At 74.1% G+C, this 16,004-nt stretch carries 12 protein-coding genes; 6 read left to right on the top strand and 6 right to left on the bottom strand.

The window, feature by feature from the left end; all coding sequences use genetic code 11:
* Positions 1-272: 272 nt before the first annotated feature.
* From D7M15_RS10615 to D7M15_RS10590, 6 genes are all read right to left on the bottom strand, one after another.
* Positions 273-848, bottom strand: coding sequence for a hypothetical protein (locus tag D7M15_RS10615; RefSeq protein ID WP_121517283.1), 576 nt, complete (start codon positions 846-848; stop codon positions 273-275).
* Complete coding sequence (locus tag D7M15_RS10610; protein WP_121517282.1) at positions 845-2,239, bottom strand: hypothetical protein; 1,395 nt, start codon at positions 2,237-2,239, stop codon at positions 845-847. Before D7M15_RS10610 ends, D7M15_RS10615 begins: the two co-directional genes overlap by 4 nt.
* Positions 2,236-3,123, bottom strand: coding sequence for an ABC transporter ATP-binding protein (locus tag D7M15_RS10605; protein ID WP_121517281.1), 888 nt, complete (start codon positions 3,121-3,123; stop codon positions 2,236-2,238). The genes D7M15_RS10610 and D7M15_RS10605 overlap by 4 nt, the downstream gene beginning before the upstream one ends.
* On the bottom strand, positions 3,120-3,971 hold the full coding sequence (locus D7M15_RS10600; protein WP_121517280.1) for a zf-HC2 domain-containing protein: 852 nt from the start codon (positions 3,969-3,971) through the stop codon (positions 3,120-3,122). The genes D7M15_RS10605 and D7M15_RS10600 overlap by 4 nt, the downstream gene beginning before the upstream one ends.
* Complete coding sequence (locus tag D7M15_RS10595) at positions 3,968-4,471, bottom strand: RNA polymerase sigma factor (RefSeq protein ID WP_240649615.1); 504 nt, start codon at positions 4,469-4,471, stop codon at positions 3,968-3,970. The genes D7M15_RS10600 and D7M15_RS10595 overlap by 4 nt, the downstream gene beginning before the upstream one ends.
* Positions 4,472-4,696: 225 nt before the next feature.
* Positions 4,697-5,611: an SDR family oxidoreductase gene (locus tag D7M15_RS10590; RefSeq protein ID WP_121517278.1), complete on the bottom strand. Its 915-nt coding sequence runs from the start codon at positions 5,609-5,611 to the stop codon at positions 4,697-4,699.
* A gap of 113 nt (positions 5,612-5,724) precedes the next feature.
* Here D7M15_RS10590 and D7M15_RS10585 point away from each other — a divergent pair, with 113 nt between their 5' ends.
* The 6 genes from D7M15_RS10585 (at position 5,725) to mfd (ending at position 15,954) form a co-directional block, all read left to right on the top strand.
* The gene (locus D7M15_RS10585; protein WP_121517277.1) at positions 5,725-6,291 is read left to right on the top strand and encodes a TetR/AcrR family transcriptional regulator; all 567 of its coding nucleotides are present in this window, start codon (positions 5,725-5,727) and stop codon (positions 6,289-6,291) included.
* A 699-nt stretch (positions 6,292-6,990) separates the two neighbouring features.
* Positions 6,991-7,554, top strand: coding sequence for a YwqJ-related putative deaminase (locus D7M15_RS28965; RefSeq protein WP_121520561.1), 564 nt, complete (start codon positions 6,991-6,993; stop codon positions 7,552-7,554).
* Positions 7,551-8,051 (top strand): SUKH-3 domain-containing protein, encoded by a 501-nt coding sequence (locus tag D7M15_RS10575; RefSeq protein WP_240649226.1) that lies wholly within the window; start codon positions 7,551-7,553, stop codon positions 8,049-8,051. Before D7M15_RS28965 ends, D7M15_RS10575 begins: the two co-directional genes overlap by 4 nt.
* 431 nt (positions 8,052-8,482) lie before the next feature.
* Complete coding sequence (locus tag D7M15_RS10570) at positions 8,483-9,271, top strand: ABC transporter ATP-binding protein (RefSeq protein WP_121517276.1); 789 nt, start codon at positions 8,483-8,485, stop codon at positions 9,269-9,271.
* Positions 9,268-11,847, top strand: coding sequence for an ABC transporter permease (locus D7M15_RS10565; RefSeq protein ID WP_121517275.1), 2,580 nt, complete (start codon positions 9,268-9,270; stop codon positions 11,845-11,847). Before D7M15_RS10570 ends, D7M15_RS10565 begins: the two co-directional genes overlap by 4 nt.
* Positions 11,848-12,366: 519 nt before the next feature.
* The gene (gene mfd / locus D7M15_RS10560) at positions 12,367-15,954 is read left to right on the top strand and encodes a transcription-repair coupling factor (RefSeq protein ID WP_121517274.1); all 3,588 of its coding nucleotides are present in this window, start codon (positions 12,367-12,369) and stop codon (positions 15,952-15,954) included.
* The last annotated feature ends 50 nt before the right edge of the window (positions 15,955-16,004 follow it).

Here is a 16,004-nt window from a genome sequence, read left to right as displayed (position 1 = left end):
ATCACCCGGGCCGCCCGTACGCCGCCCACGTGCCGGACTTGCCGCCGGTACGTGCCGGGGGCGCCCGCCGGGTGTGTCCGGGGTCACGGGCGGGCGGCCCCGGCGAGCTTCCGCCACTGACCCTCGACGACGGTTCCCGGCACGGGCGCCGGGGCTCCGGTGACGCCGACGGAGAGGAAGGTGGCGGTGCTGCCACCGGCCCGTACGCGCGCCCCCCGCCCGCCGGTGGCCCGCGCGGGACACCTCCTCGCGCGGCCCCCCGGCCGTGGCCGCTACTGCCGTGGCCCCGCCACCGCGTACGCCACGGTGCCCGCGCCCGCCAGCGCCAGCGCCGTCCAGGTGGCCGCCTCCGTACCCGGCGGTTGCACCGGCCAGGTCGCCACCCGGCCCAGCGTGCTCTGCCCCAGCGGCGCGAAGTACGCCAACGCGAGCCAGCCGAACGGCAGCGTCCACGCGTACTGCCCGCCGGACAGTGCCGCGCCCAGCGCGGCCAGCCCCGTCAGGCCCGCGCAGTCCCGTACGACCAACGCGGTCGTCGCCATGGGGTCGCCCGCGGTCTGGAGGAGCAGCAGCGTCGCGCCGACGGTCGTGGCGGCGAGCACCACGTGCGCGGCCCGGCGGTACGGCCACGGGGTCGCGGCCGTACGGTCCAGCGCCGGGTCCTGCCCGCTGAGCCCGACGGAGAAGGCCATCACCCCGGTCGTGAGGAGGAAGGCCGCCGGGCGCGGATCGCCGGGCCCGCCCCCGCCGTCCCCCGCGAACGCCCACAGCACCGTCGCGGCGAGCAGCGTCGCGGCGAGCGACGCGGGCACCTGCCGGGACCGCGCGTACAGCGTCAGCCACCTCACCTGGACGCGCCCCCCTTCAGCGCGTCGAACGCCTTGTCGTCGCAGGAGAACGCGGAGGCGCGCATCGCCTCGATCCGCTCCGTCTGCTCGGCGCGCGGCAGCGCGGCGAACTTCTCCCACACCGGCCGCACCTCGTCGTCGAGGGCCGCCCGCGAGTACCCGTCCGTCATGCCGGGCAGCGGCCGGAAGTCCCCGAAGACCCAGGCCGCGGAGACGACCTGCGCGTACTCGTCGCTCCCGAAGCCGAGCAGTCCGACCGGGGTGCAGCCCGGCACCAGTCCCTTGGCGACCAGGCCCCGGGTCAGCTCCTCCGGCCCGGAGCCGAGGAGCAGGTCGTCGAAGCCGAAGAGGACGGTCTTCCGGGACCGCTGCTCGTACGTGCCCTTGTCCTGCACGGCGGTGATCTCCCGTACGGAGCGCGGCGCGTCGTCGCCGAGCACGGCGCGCAGTTCGCGCAGCGCCTTCCGGCCGGAGTCCGCCGTCTCGTCGAGCCGGTCGCGGTGGGCGTTCGCCACGCAGACCGGGCCGTCGCAGACCAGTTCCGAGGCGGCCTCGTCCCTCACGTACATCCGGTCCGGCGAGGTGGGGAGGACGAGCAGGGCGAGGACCGTACCCGCCAGCAGCGGGGTCAGGGCGAGCAGCCGGGCCCGCGCGGTCACGGCGACCAGCAGGGCGAAACCGGTGGCGGCGAGGCCGAGCACCCAGAGCGTCTGCCCGGCGTGCACGGAGCCGGACAGCGTGGTGAAGACGCTCTCCACGTTCTCCGGGGCCGGGGACAGCAGCGAGATCCGCTTCGGCTGCGTGAAGGAGTACCCGTCCGGCGAGGTCGTCTCCCGCTGCCCCACCGACACGTGCAGGAGCGTCGTGAACGCGAACGCGGCGATCGCCGCCCCGGGCGGTGTGAGCAGCGACGGCAGCGACCGCCCGAGGCCCATGCCCAGTACGGCGCCCGCGACCAGGAACGCCGCGCCCAGCAGCGTGATCGGCAGCCACCCGAGGTGGTCGTACCCGGTGCTGCCGGAGACCTGGACCGCGCCCGAGAGGACGAGCAGCCCGAAGGCCGAGACGAGCGTGGCCGCGGCGGCGCCCGCCGTGACGGCGGCACGGTGCCAGCCGGGCCGCGGCGTGCTCGCCAGCAGCTCCGGCATCTTCGAACGGTGGTCGCGCAGGCCCTGGAGCGCCCCGAGTCCGATCACGATCGGCCACAGGTACGCGAGCGACTGCCGGGTCCACAGGCCCAGGGACGTCCACTGCGCGGTCCACGCCGTGGTGTCCCGCGTCCACTCCCCGTTCAGCAGGTACAGGAACGCGCCCGGGATCGCCAGGGTGAGCACACCGGCCCACGGGGCGACGGAACGCCTCAACTCGGTGCGCAGCACACGGGCGTTCACCAGGCGCTCCTCTCCTGGGCGGGGTCGTGGAGCAGCGCCGAGTAGCCGCGTTCCAGCGGGGTGTCGCCCACGTGGTCGGGACTGCCCGCCTCGGCCAGGTCGTCGGGCGTACCCGTGAAGACGAGGCGGCCGTCGGCGACGAGCGCCACGTCGGTGCAGGCGGCGGCGACGTCCTCGACGAGGTGGGTCGAGACGACGACGCAGGTGTCCGCGCCCAGTTGGACGAGGAGTTCCCGGAAGCGCAGCCGCTGGCCCGGGTCGAGGCCGACGGTCGGCTCGTCCAGGAGCAGCACCGACGGGTCGTTGACGATCGCCTGGGCGATCCCGGCCCGCCGCACCATGCCGCCCGACAGGGTCTTCATGCGCGCGTCGGCCCGGTCGGCCAGGCCGACCCGTTCCACCGCGCGCTGCACGGCCGCCGGGACGTCCTTCTTGGGGACCTCCTTCAGCCACGCCATGTACTCGACGAACTCGCGCACCGTGAACCGCTTGTAGTAGCCGAACTCCTGCGGCAGATACCCGATCCGCCGCCGCAGCTCCCGGTGCCGGCCCGAACCGCTCCGGTGCCCGGCGCCGCTCCCGCCGCCCCGTTTCCCGGCTGCGCCCGCGCCACCGACGTGCCGGCCGAACAGCTCCAGTTCGCCGCCCGCGGGCCGCAGTACGGTCGCCAGCGCGCGGATCAGGGTCGTCTTGCCCGCGCCGTTGGGCCCGAGCAGGCCGTGCACGCCGGTGCCCAGCGTGAGGTCGAGCCCGTCGACGGCCATCTTGCCGCGCCCGGCCCGTACCTTCAGACCGGTGGCCCGGATCTCCCAGGCGTACGTCTTCGGCGCGAGCTCGGCCGCGCTCACCGCGGACATCATGCGGTCGTCCTTTCCGAGGTTCATCGATGGGCTCCCAGCACGGAGTACGCGCCCCTGCGGGCGACCACGACACCGGTACCGAGGGTGAGGAGCAGGGCCCAGCCGGGCAGGGCGTCCGCGTCGAGCGCGGCGGCCGTACGGCCGGTGGCGAGCGTCGGGGCCAGTACCGCGGCGCTCCACACCACGACGAGCGCGGCGGCGGCGCGGGTCACCCCGACGACACCGCCGAGCGCCAGCGTCGCGGAGGTGAACGCCAGGCAGGGCAGCAGCCACTGCGCGACCGACACCCCCGTCGCGCCGCCGACCAGCAGCTGCGCGGGCACGACCACGGCCAGCACGGACGCCGTCCGGCGCAGCACCAGTTCGAGGCCCGCGCGGGGGGCGGCGGCCGTCAGCTCGTACGCCGGGTCCAGGCCGCGCGACCAGGACGCCGCCACGCCGAGCACCGGCAGCACCGGCGCGAGGAGGAGCAGCACGGAGACGTCGTCGATGCCGTCGTCGAAGGTGTCCAGCACGTACGCCGTCAACGTCACCGCCACCGCCATCGCCAGCCACGGCGCCATCGCCGGGGTCAGCCACCGCCACAGCGCCGACCGCGACCGCGCGGGCAGCCGTACGGACACGCCGGCGGCCTTCCGCCGGGCCCGCATGGTGGCGGCCGGGTCGAGGCGCGGTGCGACCTCGGACCAGACGGTGTCGACGAGCGACACGACGTCCGGCGCCCCGGTGGCGACCGCGTCCGACAGCCGGACGCGGCACGTCGGGCACGTCTCCAGGTGGGACTCCAGGGCCCACACCTCGTCGGCGGCGAGGTCGGCCCCGCCGCGCGCGTAACCGTCGATGATCCGCACCGACGCGTGTTCCACGCTCATGTCAACGCCTTCCGCATCGCGATCCGCGCCCGCCGGGCACGGGTCTTGACCGTGCCCTCGGGCAGCCCGAGCAGGACGGAGGTCTCCCGTACGGTCATCCCGTCGAGGACCGTGGCCTGGAGGACCTGTCTGAGTTCCGGCGCGAGACGCCGCAGCGCGTCACCGACGTCGCCGTCGACGCGGGCCGCCAGCGCCTCGTCCTCCGCGCCCGGCGCGGTGTCGCGCGGCGCGGCCGCCGGGGGCGGCTCGGCGTGGTGGGCGCGGCGCCGGAAGGCGTCCACGAGGCGACGGGCCGCGATCGTCCACAGCCAGCCGACGGCGGTGCCGCCGACCGCGCTGCCCGCGAACGCGTCCGCCGCCCGCCACACCGCCAGGTACGTCTCCTGCATCACCTCGGCGACGATCTGCTCGTCCGCGCACCGGCGGCGCAGGCGCACCGCCAGCCACGGCGCGGTGCGCCGGTACAGCTCCTCGAACGCGGCGCGGTCGCCCTTGCCCACCAGCCGGACGAGTCGTTCCTCGTCCAGCCGATCCGGCGTTCTCCTGTCTCTTCTCACACCTGCTAGACGGCGGGCCCCCGCCGCGGGTTTTCCTCCGCGGGTGACGTACATCACACCAGGATGCGGGGTCGCGGCGCGCGGTGCCGGGCCCGTACGCGCGCCACCCGCGTGCGGTCCGGCTCGTCGCACGCGGGTGGGGCGGGGTGGGGGCGCGGGGCCCGGGGGTCAGGCGGTGGCGTGGAAGTAGTGGCCCTTCTCCAGGTCCTCCAGCAGGGTCGGGCCGGTCGGCCGCCAGCCCACCAGTTCGGTGGTCAGCTCGTGGGAGATCGCGCTGTCGAGGCCGAGGAAGGGGGTGAGCCAGGTGAAGTGCCCGGCCGCGTCCTCGGCGGCGACGGGCCGTACGGGCAGGTCGAGGTGGCGGCCGATCACCTCGGCCACGTCGCGGAGGCGTACGCCCTCCTCGGCCGCGCCGTGCAGCACCGACCCGGCGGGGGCCCGTTCGGCCGCCAGCAGGAACAGTCGGGCGGCGTCGGTCCGGTGGACGGCGGGCCAGCGGTTGGTGCCGTCGCCCAGGTAGCCGGAGAAGCCGCCGCGTCGGGCGGCCGCGACGAGCGCGGCGAGGAACCCGCCGTCGCCCTCGCCGTGGCAGGTGGGGGAGAGCCGTACGACGGAGGACCGCACGTCGCGGTCGGCCAGGTCCAGTACGGCCCGCGCGGTGGTCGCCCGTACGGAGGCGGGGGAGCCGTCCGGCACCGGCATGTCCCGCTCGGTCGCCACGCGGCCGGGCGCGAGCCCGACGACGCCGTTGGCGAGGACGAAGGGGCGGCCGGTGCCCGCGAGGGCGTCGCCGAAGGTGTCGACGGCGCGGCGGTCGGCCGCCCCGGCGCCCGCGAAGTCGCCGGAGAACGCGAGGTCGTGCCGGAACGCGAGGTGGATGACGCCGTCCGTCGCGGCGGCGGTCTCGGCCAGCAGGCCGAGGTCGTCGAGCCCGCCGCGGACGACCTCCGCCCCGGCGGTGGTGAGGGCGGCGGCGGACGCGTCGGAACGGGCGAGCGCGACGACCTGGTGGCCCGCGTCGTGGAGTTGGGGGACGAGTGCGGAGCCGATCCAGCCGGAAGCCCCGGTCACGAAGTAGCGCATGGGAGAACCCCGAAGTGTCGATGCCGATCACGGCGATGTCAGTGACTGTCTTCGACCGTAGCATCTGATGTCAGTGACTGTCGTGGATGTTTCCGCCGCGTAGGATTCCGCGCATGAGCAGATGGCAGCCGGACGCGAGCGGGCGCCTGGTGAAGGCGGCACTGGAGCTGTACGCCGAGCGCGGGTACGAGCAGACGACCGTCGCGGAGATCGCCGCACGCGCCGGACTCACCGAGCGCACCTTCTTCCGGCACCACGCCGACAAGCGCGAGGTCCTCTTCGGCGGCTCGCGGGAGATGGCGGAGGCGTTCGCGGCGGCCGTCGCGGAGGCACCGGGGTCCGCGGCGCCGATCGACGCCGTCGCGGTCGGGCTGGACGCGATCGCGGAAGGGTTCACGGGCCGCCTGGAGTTCGTACGGCGACGGCAGGCCGTCATCGCCGCCAGCGCGGAGCTGCGCGAACGCGAACTCGTCAAGCTCGCCTCCCTCGCGGACGCGCTCACGGTCGCGCTGCGGGGGCGCGGCGTCGCGGAACCCGCCGCGAGCCTGACGGCGGAGGCGGGCATCGCCGCCTTCAAGGTCGGCTTCGCCCGCTGGGTCGCGGACCCCGACGACGGCGAACTGGCGCACTGGACACGCGACTCGCTCCGCGCGCTGCGCGCCGCGACCGGCGAGGGCTGAACCGGCGCGGCAGTCGCGGTGCGCACCCGCCGTACCCGCCGCGCACACCCGCCGTACGCGCCGCTCGCACACGCGGTACGCGTCCGCCGAGCCGGGCGCGTACGCCTGACCAGGGCCGGGAGGGCGCCGGAGGCCACCATGCATACTGGGCGTGATCTCCACACATGGAGATCACGGGGAGGAAGTACGACCATGCACATCGCACCACACCATCCGACCGGGATGGACGACGGGGCCGGAGGGGACGATCCGCGTCGCGGCCTCTTCCGGTCAGCGCAGGCCGGGAACCAGGGGGAACGTTCCGGCAGCGACCCGTCCCTGACGGAGCGTCCGGCGGCCGAGCGCGCGGCGAAGGGGCGTACGGCGACGGCGTCCACCGGCCCCACGCTCCCGTTGCTGGACGTCTCCCGCCTCTCCCTGCCGGACCACCCGGCGGCGCCCGGGGCCGTGGTGGGCGGCTTCGCGGCGGACGGCTTCGGGGCCGGGGAGTTCGGGACCGGGGGGTTCGGGCCGGACCGGTTCGGGCAGGGCCCGTTCACTCCGGACGCGCGCGCGGCGGACGCGTACGGGCAGGACGCGTACGGGGACCCGTACGACCAGGACGTCTTCACGCCGGTCCCCTCCACCCGGGACGGCTACGACCGGGCCCGCTTCGGCGCCGACGGCCACGCCCCCGACAGCTACGCCCCCGACGGGTTCGTGCCCGACGCGCACCCCGCCGGGCCCCGCCCCGGCGCCCCCTTCCCCTCGGCCGCCCCGGGCCACGCCCCGCTCCTCGACCACGCGCCCGACGCCGACCCCGTCGACCCCACCGGGACCGGCGCCGCCGGGACGCCCGCCCTGCGGCACCGCCGCGACGGCATCCTGCCCGCCGTCGCCGCCGTCCTCTCCGTCCGGGGCACGCGGCTCACCTGCACCGGCAGCAAGGGCGACCAGCCCACCGAACTCCACCCGCTCGTACGGGACTTCCTCGACACCCTCGGCACCGACCGCAGCGAGCGGCACGACGGCCGCTGCCCCGAGGCGCTGCTCCTCTCCCGGCTGCTGGCGACCGCCGAGGAGTCCCGCAAGGGGCGGGCGGCCCGCAAGGCGTTCGGGCACGGCGACGCGAAGCGCGCGCTCAAGCACGCGAAGCTGACCGCCCGTCACATCCGGGAGGACGGCGACCCGTTGCACGGCGGGTACGCGCCGCCCTGCCGCTCCTGCGGCCCGCTGCTCGCCCACTTCGGCGTCCGCGCGGTCGGCCCGGAGGAGGCCCGTTGACCCGCCCGTACGAGCGTCCGCCCGCCACCCGCTTCTCCGTCGCCGTGGACGCCGCGCTGCGCGCCGCGGGCTGGCGGCCCGGCCGTTGGGACATGCGGCAGGCCGAGGAGTGGGCGGACGAACTGCGCGGGTACGCCTCGTCCGGCGGCCACCAGCACGCCCTGTTCCCGGCGGCGGTGGAGGCGTGGGCGGAGTTCGGCAGCCTGGACATCGCGCCCACGGGCCCCGGCCTGGAGCTGGCGCCGTCGGCGCTGCGCATCGACCCGCTGCGGGGGCTGCACGCCGCCCGTACCCTCTCCGACCTCGGCCGCGCCCTGGAGACGGAGATCGCCCCGCTGGGCGCGGAGGCCGGGGACTCGGCGCTGCTCGCCATCGACACCGAGGGCCGGGTCTACGGCCTCGACCACACCGGCGACTGGTACCTCGGGGCGGACATCGACGCCGCCCTGGCCACCCTCGTCGGGGGCGTGCGCCCGGTCCGGCTGACCGTTCCGTAGGCCCTCCGGGCCCGGACCGCCGGGCCCGCTCCCCGGTGGGGCGGGCCCCGCGCTCCGGGCCCCGGCTCCTCGTTCCCCGCGCTGCCGCCGCGCGGGCGCTCGCCGTCGTACACCCGCTTCCCGTACGCGCGCCGCGCGCGCCGTACGTCCGCCCGCCCGCGCGCACCCCCGAGACGACGCCGCCCGCACCCCCGTACTCCCCTAAGGGTCGTCACCCACGGAACCGGGGACCCGGTTCGTCCCCGCGTACGACGAGGAGGGCGCCCGCACCTCCTTAACCTCTGCTTATACGGGTTGCCGCACGTCGCGGGGTAGGGAAAACCCCCGCCGAAGACTGCGCTGAACACCATCGCGACGCAGCCCCCGTTTCCAGCAAGCTCATTGCTCACGGGAGGACGACTCCCGGGGGACATCTGTGAGGAGTCATGACTGTGACAACGGCTGTAGCGAATCCCAGGACCGGGGGCAGTGGAGGGCGTACGGCCGTTGCCGCCGCAGGACGGCAGGTCGTCAAGGCGTACGGCTCGGGGGACACGCGTGTCGTCGCCCTCGACCGGGTCGACGTCGACATCGCCGCCGGTGCCTTCACCGCCATCATGGGGCCGTCCGGCTCCGGCAAGTCGACCCTGATGCACTGCCTGGCCGGGCTGGACTCCGTCACCAGCGGCCAGATCCGCATCGGTGACCAGGAGATCACCTCGCTGAAGGACAAGAAGCTGACCCGGCTGCGGCGCGACCGCATCGGCTTCATCTTCCAGGCGTTCAACCTGCTGCCGACTCTCAACGCCGTCGAGAACATCACGCTGCCCATGGACATCGCGGGCCGCAAGGTCGACCAGCGGTGGCTGGACCAGGTCGTGGAGACCGTGGGCCTCTCCGGCCGCCTCAAGCACCGGCCGAACCAGCTCTCCGGCGGCCAGCAGCAGCGCGTCGCCGTGGCCCGCGCGCTCGCCGCCCGACCGGAGATCATCTTCGGCGACGAGCCCACCGGGAACCTGGACTCCCGCGCCGGGGCCGAGGTGCTGGGCTTCCTCCGCCGCTCCGTCGACGAGCTGGGCCAGACCATCGTCATGGTCACGCACGACCCGGTGGCCGCCTCGTACGCGGACCGGGTGCTCTACCTCGCGGACGGCCGGATCGTGGACGAGATGCTCCGCCCGTCCGCCGAGGCCGTCCTCGACCGCATGAAGAGCTTCGACACCTTCGGGAGGGTGTCGTGACCATCCTCAGAACCTCGATGCGCAACTTCGCCGCGCACAAGGGCCGCATGGCGCTCAGCGCGATAGCCGTGCTGCTCTCGGTGGCGTTCGTCTGCGGCACGCTGGTGTTCACGGACACCATGAACTCGACCTTCGACAAACTCTTCGCGGCCACCTCCGCCGACGTCACCGTCTCCCCGAAGGGCGCGAAGGGCGAGGAGGAGCAGCCGCGGAACGGCAAGCCCGCCGCGCTGCCCGCCGGGACCGTCGAGCAGGTGCGGGAGGCGGAGGGCGTCAAGGCCGCCGAGGGCGTCGTGACGAGCATGAGCGTCACGGTCGTCGACAAGGACAACGAGAACATGGGCTCCTCCACCGGAGCCCCGACCATCGCCGGGAACTGGACGGCCAACGACCGCAAGTCGATGGACATCACCTCCGGCCGCGCACCGCGCGCACCGGACGAGATCATGGTCGACGCCGACACCGCCGACAAGCACGGTCTGGAGCTGGGCGACGAGCTGCGCACCATCGCCGTCACCGGCGACCGTACGGCGAAGATCACCGGCATCGCCACGTTCCAGGTCACCAACCCCGGCGCGGCCATCGTGTACTTCGACACGGCGACCGCGCAGAAGTTCCTGCTCGGCGCCCCCGACGTGTTCACGAACGTCGCCGTGACCGCCGAAGGCGGCGTCGCGGACGGGGAGTTGAAGCAGCAGGTCGCGCGGACCCTCGGCGCGGGCGCCTTCACGTACCAGACGCAGAAGGAGACCGCGGACGCCGGACGGGAGGACATCGGCTCGTTCCTGGACGTCATGAAGTACGCCATGCTCGGCTTCGCCGGGATCGCCCTGCTCGTCGGCGTCTTCCTGATCGTCAACACCTTCTCGATGCTCGTCGCGCAGCGCACCCGGGAGATCGGCCTGATGCGGGCCCTCGGGTCCAGCCGCAAGCAGGTCAACCGCTCGGTGCTGATCGAGGCCCTGCTGCTCGGCGTCGTCGGCTCCCTGCTGGGTGTCGGCGCGGGCGTCGCCCTCGCCGTCGGCCTGATGGAGCTGATGGGCTCCATGGGCATGAACCTCAACACCTCCGAGCTGACGGTGAAGCCCGCCACCCCCGTGATCGGTGTGGTGCTCGGCGTCGTCGTCACCGTCCTCGCCGCGTACCTCCCGGCCCGCCGCGCGGGCAAGGTGTCGCCGATGGCGGCGCTGCGGGACGCGGGCACACCGGCCGACGGCCGCGCGGGCCTCGTCCGGGGCGTGCTGGGCGGGCTGCTCACCGCGGGCGGGCTGGCCGGGCTCCTCGCGGCGTCGCAGGCCGACAAGGCGACGTCCGGTTCGATGATGCTGGCCCTGGGCGTGCTGCTCAGCCTGCTCGGCTTCGTCATGATCGGCCCGCTGCTCGCCGGTGTCGTCGTACGGGTGCTGAGCATGGTCGTGCTGCGGCTGTTCGGCTCCGTGGGCCGCCTCGCGGAGCGCAACGCGCTGCGCAACCCGCGCCGTACGGGCGCCACGGGCGCGGCCCTGATGATCGGGCTGGCGCTGGTGGCCTGCCTGTCGGTGGTCGGCTCCTCGATGGTCGCCTCGGCCACCGACGAGCTGGACAAGTCCGTCGGCGCGGACTACATCCTCCAGTCCGACACCGGCGCGCCCATCACCCCGGCCGCGGCCGAGAAGATGCGGCAGTCCCCGCACCTGGAGCACGTCAGCGAGTACAAGATCATCGACGCGTCGCTCACCACCGCCGACGGACGGCGGACGGAGGCGAAGGACGTCACCGCGGCCTCCCCGACGTACGCCGACGACCTGCGGGTCGAGACCGTCGAGGGCGAGCTGTCGGCGGCTTACGGGGCGAACGCGATGTCCGTCGACGAGGACTTCGCGAAGAAGTACGACCTGTCCGTGGGCGACGAGCTGTCCGTCGCCTTCAAGGACGGCCGCACGGCGCGGCTGACGCTCCGCGCGGTCACCTCCAGCGAGACGTCCATCGACAACGGCGCGTACTACATGAGCCTGGCCACCGCGAAGCGGTACGTGCCGGAGAGCGCCATGCCGCTGAACGACATCATGTTCGGCAAGGCGGTGGACGGTCAGGAGAAGGAGGCGTACGCGGCGCTGAAGTCCGGGCTGGAGTCGTACCCGCAGTACAAGGTGCGGGACCAGGCCGACTTCAAGCAGAGCCTCCAGGACCAGGTCGGGCAGCTGCTCAACATGGTCTACGGGCTGCTGGCCCTGGCGATCATCGTCGCCGTCCTCGGCGTCGTGAACACCCTCGCCCTCTCCGTCGTCGAGCGCACCCGGGAGATCGGCCTGATGCGGGCCATCGGTCTCTCCCGGCGGCAGCTGCGCCGGATGATCCGGCTGGAATCGGTCGTCATCGCGCTCTTCGGCGCGCTGCTCGGGCTCGGCCTGGGCATGGGCTGGGGTGCCACCGCGCAGAAGCTGCTGGCGCTGGAGGGTCTGAAGGTGCTGGAGATCCCGTGGCCGACGATCCTGATGGTCTTCGTGGGGTCCGCGTTCGTCGGCCTGGTGGCCGCGCTGGTCCCGGCGTTCCGCGCGGGCCGGATGAACGTGCTCAACGCGATCGCCACGGAGTGAACCACTCCTGAGGGGAACCACTCCTGAGAGTCGGGAGCCCTCGGGGGAGGGCTCCCGACGCGAGACGCGGCCACCGCGTCCGACAGAGGGGAACGCGGTGGCCGTTGCCGGGCAGAGCCGGCAGTCCCTACGACCCCGGTGCGCTGGCGGCGCGCCGGGGTCGTGGCACGTCCGGGCAGGCTGCCGGAAGGCGGCCACGGGTGCCGGGGCGGGTGTGGGGCCGACCCACGGCGCGACCCCGTCGGTCCGCGCCAGCCCGCCGCCCGCTCCACCCCGCGCCCCGGCCCGGCCCCGCGCCCGTTCGCGGCCCCAGCCGCACAGCCCCATCTGCACAGCCCCAGTCCCAGCCGCAACCCCAGCCCTGGCCCCCTGTCCCGGCCCCCGCTCCTCGGCGCCGCGCCCGATGTCGGCGGGCCGTCGTACGCTGGAGACACCCCGGCCCGCCCTCGTGCCGGGCCCTTCGTGCTGCCCCGCGTGCCGCCCGCCCGGTCACGCCCCGCCACCTCGGACGGAAGTCTCATGAGCCTGCACGGCCTGCTCGATGCCGTCGTACGCGACCCTGCCCTGGAAGAGGCCGTCAAGGCCGCCACCGCCGGTCACCGGCCGCATCTCGACCTCGTCGGGCCGCCAGCCGCCCGCCCGTTCGTGATCTCCGCGCTGGCCCGCGGCGCCGGGCGCCCCGTGCTCGCCGTGACCGCGACCGGCCGCGAGGCGGAGGACCTGGCGGCGGCGCTGCGTTCGCTGATGCCCGCGGGCCGGGAGGACGCGGTCGTGGAGTACCCGTCGTGGGAGACGCTGCCGCACGAGCGGCTGAGCCCGCGCAGCGACACCGTCGGGCGCCGTCTCGCCGTGCTGCGCCGCCTCGCCCACCCGGACCCGCGCGACCCGACGACGGGCCCCGTGAGCGTGGTCGTGGCACCCGTGCGCTCCGTGCTCCAGCCGCAGGTCAAGGGCCTCGGTGACCTGGTGCCCGTGGCGCTGCGGCAGGGCGAGAGCCACGACCTGGCGGAGGTCGTCGAGGGGCTGGCGGCCGCGGCGTACGCCCGGGTGGAACTGGTCGAGAAGCGCGGCGAGTTCGCGGTCCGCGGCGGCATCCTCGACGTCTTCCCGGCGACGGAGGAGCACCCGCTGCGGGTGGAGTTCTGGGGCGACGAGATCGAGGAGATCCGCTACTTCAAGGTGGCGGACCAGCGTTCGCTGGAGGTGGCCGAGCACGGCCTGTGGGCGCCGCCCTGCCGCGAGCTGCTGCTGACGGAGGAGGTACGGGCCCGCGCCGCCACCCTCGCCGAACGCCACCCTGAGCTGGACGAGCTGCTGGGGAAGATCGCCGAGGGCATCGCCGTCGAGGGCATGGAGTCCCTGGCGCCCGTCCTGGTGGACGAGATGGAGCTGCTGCTCGACGTGCTGCCGTCCGGCAGCATGGCCGTGGTGTGCGACCCGGAGCGGGTGCGGACGCGCGCGGCGGACCTCGTCGCCACCAGCCAGGAGTTCCTGGAGGCGTCCTGGGCGGCGACCGCGGGCGGCGGTGAGGCCCCGATCGACGTGGGCGCGGCCTCGCTGTGGGGCATCGCGGACGTACGGGAGCGGGCCCGCGAGCTGGACATGGCGTGGTGGTCGGTGAGCCCGTTCGGCACGGACGTCGCCGCGGCGGAGCAGGCCGCCGACGGTTCCGGTCCGGACGCCGTGCCGAGTCTGGACGACGCGCTCCAGCTGGGCATGCGCGCCCCGGAGTCGTACCGGGGCGACACCGCCCGCGCCCTCGCCGACACCAAGGGCTGGCTGTCCGACGGCTGGCGCTGCGTGTACGTGACGGAGGGCCACGGCCCCGGCGCCCGTACGGTCGAGGTCCTCGGCGGCGAGGGCATCGCGGCCCGCCTGGACACCGACCTGGAGCAGCTCGCCCCCTCCGTGGTGCAGGTCGCGCGCGGCTCGCTGGACAGCGGCTTCATCGACGCGTCGCTGAAGCTGGCGGTCCTGACGGAGACCGACCTGTCGGGCCAGAAGGCCGCCAGCAAGGAGCTGGGCCGGATGCCCGCCCGGCGCCGTAAGACGATCGACCCGCTGACGCTCCAGCCGGGCGACTTCATCGTGCACGAGCAGCACGGCGTCGGGCGTTACGTGGAGATGGTGCAGCGGACCGTGCAGGGCGCCACCCGCGAGTACCTGCTGGTGGAGTACGCGCCCGCGAAGCGCGGCCAGCCCGGCGACCGGCTGTTCGTGCCCACGGACCAGCTGGAGCAGATCACCAAGTACGTCGGCGGGGAGCAGCCGTCCCTGCACCGGCTCGGCGGCGCGGACTGGACGAAGACGAAGGCGCGCGCGAAGAAGGCCGTCAAGGAGATCGCGGCCGACCTGATCAAGCTGTACTCGGCGCGGATGGCCGCCCCCGGCCACGCGTTCGGCGCGGACACGCCCTGGCAGCGGGAGCTGGAGGACGCGTTCCCGTACGCGGAGACGCCGGACCAGCTGACGACGATCGGCGAGGTCAAGGAGGACATGGAGAAGTCGGTCCCGATGGACCGGCTGGTCTGCGGTGACGTGGGCTACGGCAAGACGGAGATCGCGGTGCGCGCCGCGTTCAAGGCGGTGCAGGACGGCAAGCAGGTCGCGGTGCTGGTGCCGACGACGCTGCTGGTGCAGCAGCACTTCTCGACGTTCACGGAGCGGTACGGGCAGTTCCCCGTACGGGTGCGGGCGCTGTCGCGGTTCCAGTCGGACACGGAGGCGAAGGCCGTCGTGGAGGGGCTGCGGGACGGTTCCGTGGACGTGGTCATCGGCACGCACCGGCTGTTCTCGTCGGAGACGAAGTTCAAGGAGCTGGGTCTCGTCATCGTCGACGAGGAGCAGCGTTTCGGCGTCGAGCACAAGGAGCAGCTGAAGAAGCTGCGGGCCAACGTGGACGTGCTGACGATGTCGGCCACGCCCATCCCGCGCACGTTGGAGATGGCCGTCACCGGTATCCGCGAGATGTCGACCATCACCACGCCGCCGGAGGAGCGGCACCCGGTGCTCACCTTCGTCGGACCGTACGAGGAGCGGCAGATCAGCGCCGCCGTCCGGCGCGAACTGCTCCGCGAGGGCCAGGTGTTCTACATCCACAACCGCGTCGACTCCATCGAGCGCGCCGCGGCCCGGCTGCGGCAGGCGGTGCCGGAGGCGCGGGTGGCGATCGCGCACGGGCAGATGTCGGAGGCGGCGCTGGAGCAGGTGGTCCTGGACTTCTGGGAGAAGCGGTTCGACGTCCTGGTGTCGACCACGATCGTGGAGAACGGCATCGACATCTCGAACGCGAACACCCTGATCGTCGAGCGCGGCGACAACTTCGGCCTGTCGCAGCTGCACCAGCTGCGCGGCCGGGTGGGCCGTGGCCGCGACCGCGGGTACGCGTACTTCCTCTACCCCCCGGAGAAGCCCCTCACCGAGACCGCCCACGAGCGGCTGGCGACGATCGCGCAGCACACGGAGATGGGCGCGGGCATGTACGTCGCGATGAAGGACCTGGAGATCCGCGGCGCGGGCAACCTCCTGGGCGGCGAGCAGTCCGGGCACATCGCGGGTGTCGGCTTCGACCTGTACGTCAGGATGGTCGGTGAGGCCGTCGCGGACTACCGCGCGGCGCTGGAGTCCGGCGGCGAGGTGGAGGAGCCGCCGCTGGAGGTCAAGATCGAGCTGCCGGTCGACGCGCACGTCCCGCACGACTACGCGCCGGGCGAACGGCTGCGCCTCCAGGCGTACCGGGCGATCGCCGCCGCGGGCTCCGAGGAGGACATCGCGGCGGTACGGGAGGAGCTGACGGACCGTTACGGCCCGCTGCCGGAGCCGGTGGAGAACCTGCTGCTGGTCGCCGGGCTGCGGATGCTGGCCCGTTCGTGCGGTGTCACGGACATCACGCTCCAGGGCCCCAACGTGCGGTTCGGCCCGGTGGAGTTGCGGGAGTCGCAGGAGCTGCGGCTGAAGCGGCTGTATCCGCGTTCGGTGATCCGGCAGACCGCGGGCCAGGTCCTGGTGCCCCGCCCGAAACCGTCCGGCATCGGCGGGAAGCCGGTGGTGGGGCGTGAACTGCTCGCGTGGGTGGGCGAGTTCCTGACGACGATCCCGGGCGCGTAGCGCGCGCGGGGCGCGGCCGTACGCAGGGGGCGTACGGCCGCGCGGGACCG

This window comes from Streptomyces sp. Z26 (genome assembly GCF_003665095.1).
Lineage (GTDB): Bacteria > Actinomycetota > Actinomycetes > Streptomycetales > Streptomycetaceae > Streptomyces > Streptomyces phytohabitans.
The sequence above is the reverse complement of the archived record's forward strand: the minus strand, read 5'-3'. Positions and strand labels throughout refer to the sequence as shown.

What these genes read in the sequence shown, in the direction of transcription:
- D7M15_RS10590 (WP_121517278.1), bottom strand. Translation starts at nt 5,611, where the DNA reads ATGCGCTACTTCGTGACCGGGGCTTCCGGCTGGATCGGCTCCGCACTC.
- D7M15_RS10605 (WP_121517281.1), bottom strand. Translation starts at nt 3,123, where the DNA reads ATGAACCTCGGAAAGGACGACCGCATGATGTCCGCGGTGAGCGCGGCC.
- D7M15_RS10585 (WP_121517277.1), top strand. Translation starts at nt 5,725, where the DNA reads ATGAGCAGATGGCAGCCGGACGCGAGCGGGCGCCTGGTGAAGGCGGCA.
- D7M15_RS10600 (WP_121517280.1), bottom strand. Translation starts at nt 3,971, where the DNA reads ATGAGCGTGGAACACGCGTCGGTGCGGATCATCGACGGTTACGCGCGC.
- mfd (WP_121517274.1), top strand. Translation starts at nt 12,367, where the DNA reads ATGAGCCTGCACGGCCTGCTCGATGCCGTCGTACGCGACCCTGCCCTG.